The sequence below is a fragment of the Viscerimonas tarda genome, from assembly GCF_054601255.1.
In genome coordinates this window covers 1-2,819 of the sequence record NZ_BAAHWV010000097.1, presented here as the reverse complement: position 1 = coordinate 2,819, position 2,819 = coordinate 1, and the positions used below count along the sequence as shown (strand labels likewise).

Annotated in this window: 1 protein-coding gene and 1 pseudogene; both read right to left on the bottom strand. The window is 46.8% G+C overall.

Features of this window, described 5'->3' with window-relative positions:
• The coding region (locus tag ACYPWY_RS15900; RefSeq protein ID WP_459686525.1) for a hypothetical protein at positions 1–2,208 on the bottom strand (2,208 nt) is incomplete at its 3' end.
• Between the two features lie 34 nt (positions 2,209–2,242).
• Positions 2,243–2,819 (bottom strand): annotated as a pseudogene (locus tag ACYPWY_RS15895) (hypothetical protein); the annotation flags it as partial.

Below are 2,819 nucleotides of genomic sequence, written 5' to 3'. Positions count from 1 at the left end.
CGTTTTTCCGGTGTGCGAGGCGCTGTTCCACAGCTCGTCACTTTCCGGATTGTCACTTTTTCGTATCCATTTGAAATTGGCTTCCGGAATTTTATCCGTGACATCCATGCCGCCTTTTTGGACTGTTGCCTGTAAAAGCGAGGAAACAATCCCGTTTTTAAAAACCGATCCGCTCGAAGACGTTATCTGTATAGAATATGCCGACTGACCGTCAAATTGTTTGAAAACAGTAAAAATACCGGTGTATTCTTTTCCGTCACAAACGGCAATGTATTTGACGGAAAGCACATTCCGGCTTTCCCAATAATGGGCGGAAGGCAGAATTTTTATAAAATCCTGATTTGTTCCGGCAATGTTTTTCCAAAGGGAACCGGAGGCGAGGTATTGCCATTTTCTTGTTGTTGCCGTAAAATTATGCTCTGCGGCATAGATATAAATTTCTGTCGGTTCTGCGGTGTTTTCCAATTCGTCCGGATAATGAAAAACGTCTGTTCCGCTTAAACTGACCGATTTGGGAAGCAGGTTGTCTTTCGCCTCATCATCAAAATCTTCCCAGCGAATGGTTACATCCTGCAAGCTTATGGTATCTTTCGTCCACTGGAAACGACCGGATGCAAAGTGTCCTGTTCCGTCCGGTTTTATCACAAATGAATTGTCGCGACTGCTGATTGAGCCGTCTTCATTGAGGCGCAACAGCGGGTTTTGAATCGTTCCTCCGATGCCGCCTTTGGAAAACCATGCGCCGTAGTCTTCCACGTAAGAGAGTGTGCCGTCGGTCGGTTGATACTGTGATGGCGTAGCGCCTGCTTCCAACTGCGGGGCGGTAATTTTTACGCCGGTTTCTGTTGTTTCCAAACGGATAACCATAGCGGCGTTTTCCGATTGCCGGATAAAGAAAGAAACAGAATACCGCTTCCAATCGGTGGAATCAATGTCAATGGCTCCGATACAATGTTCGTCTTGATAAACAGTAAGTAAGCTTTCCCTGTTAGACTTTATCCATACGGAAAAACAGTATTTTTGTTCCGTATGGGCAGTGCGCCACTGTGCCGATTGCACAACTGATTGCGCCGAATTTCCGATTTGCCGGATTTTTCCTATTCCAACCGGTGTTTTATCTTCCGTAATGCAGGCAGCCTCATCCTCAAATGCACAATCAATGCTGTTTAAAATGACGTTCTTATGGATTTTTCCGACATAGAACGTGGACGAAAAGCCGTTTTCGTCGCCTGCGGTCAGTGTTCCGGCAATGTTTACGTTTTTAGTGGCATAGAGGTTTTGAAAATAAGCGCCGTAACCTTCCAGTACGCCGAACACGGGGTCGATAATGCCTTTTACCTTGCCGATACGCACTTTGGAGGCATTGGCAAAGTTTGCCAAATCCGCTTGCAGGACAATGTTTAAGTCGGCGATTTCGACCCAGTCGCTTTCCGAAAGCAAATGAACGGTCAGGTCGATTGAAAAACTTCTCCGGTATTGGGGCGGATAATCAACCGTAATAATGTGCAGGAGGTATTTCCATTCTTCCGTTATGTTGATTGTATCCGCGCCGTCAGTTTCTTCGCCGCTTGTATAGCTGAAACCGACCGGAACATTTTCCATTGACTTGGAAGCGCGGATTTTGTAGGAAATAACCAGCCTTTGCGGATGGCTGACTTCCTTTTCAATAGTCTGTTTCAGTCCAACAGGCGCATTGCCGGGATTAGTAACATTATTTCTTGTAATCCTGAAAATCCTGCCCGCTTCCTGTCCGTCCTGCGTATAGCCTGTTGTCAGAAACTCTGTCCCCGCAACGGCGTATTTGTCTTTGTCGGGTATGTCTGTAATTCCGCCGTCCATTGCGGGATAGCACAGGGAATTTTCGCTTGCCATACCGTCAATTACATCCATATAGGGGGATTCGGCATCGGAAGCTGTCAGGTAAAGGGCGCCGCTTCTATCTCTATTGAATAAATTGGTAATGCGGACAAAATCCAGCACTTCGCCTGTTTTCGGCTCGTCGCCTTCGAGCAGAGCGCCGGTAAAGTAGTGCGATTCGTTTTCCCCGATAATGTTCACGCCTGTTTCAAGGACAACCATTAAAGAATAAATGAGTTTGGGCGAGTCGAAATACTGACGCCGCACCACATCGCCAACCTGCAAGCCCTGCGTCCTTTTGGAATCGGGACTTATCAGTATTTTGTATTTGGGGTAATGATATATGGACATAAAACTTTCATTTTCAATTCTCAACTTTCAACTTTCAATTCTCAATTTTTTCAACGCTGTCCCCGCTGCAACTGTCGCTAATCCACAGGGCGCCGTTGGTCGCGCTGAGTTTTTGCACTTCCAGTTCATATATCCGCATTTTCTTACGAACAGTCAGTTCGTCAAAGGTTGCCGATACATTACCGGTCGTTTGATTGCGGACAATCGCCCAGCCTGAGCCGGCAAAACCGGAAGAAAACCATTCCGAGGAAATGTCTTCCAGAAACCAGGCGTTGCCGTAATGCTTGATGCCTCCGGCGGCAGCCAGCAAATACTGCCCGCTGTTTAAGAATAGGGCGCCGTCCGCCAAACGGGTGAAAGAATTGTCGATTCCGATATGACCCTTGCTTTCCAAAGGTTTGTTCAGCAGGATAAAATCAGCCTCCGTTTCTATGTAAAGTGAATCCGACAAGCGGTTTTGAGGCTGGTATTTGCTTGTTGAAGGCCGGTATTTAAGCAGGGTTTCGTAATGCAGCGTTTCCTGCTTGTCCGGCGAAACATATTCCACAAAGGATGAAAAAGCGATACCGTTATCCTTTCCCGAAAGGTATGCTTTTTCGGAAGTCCCGAAC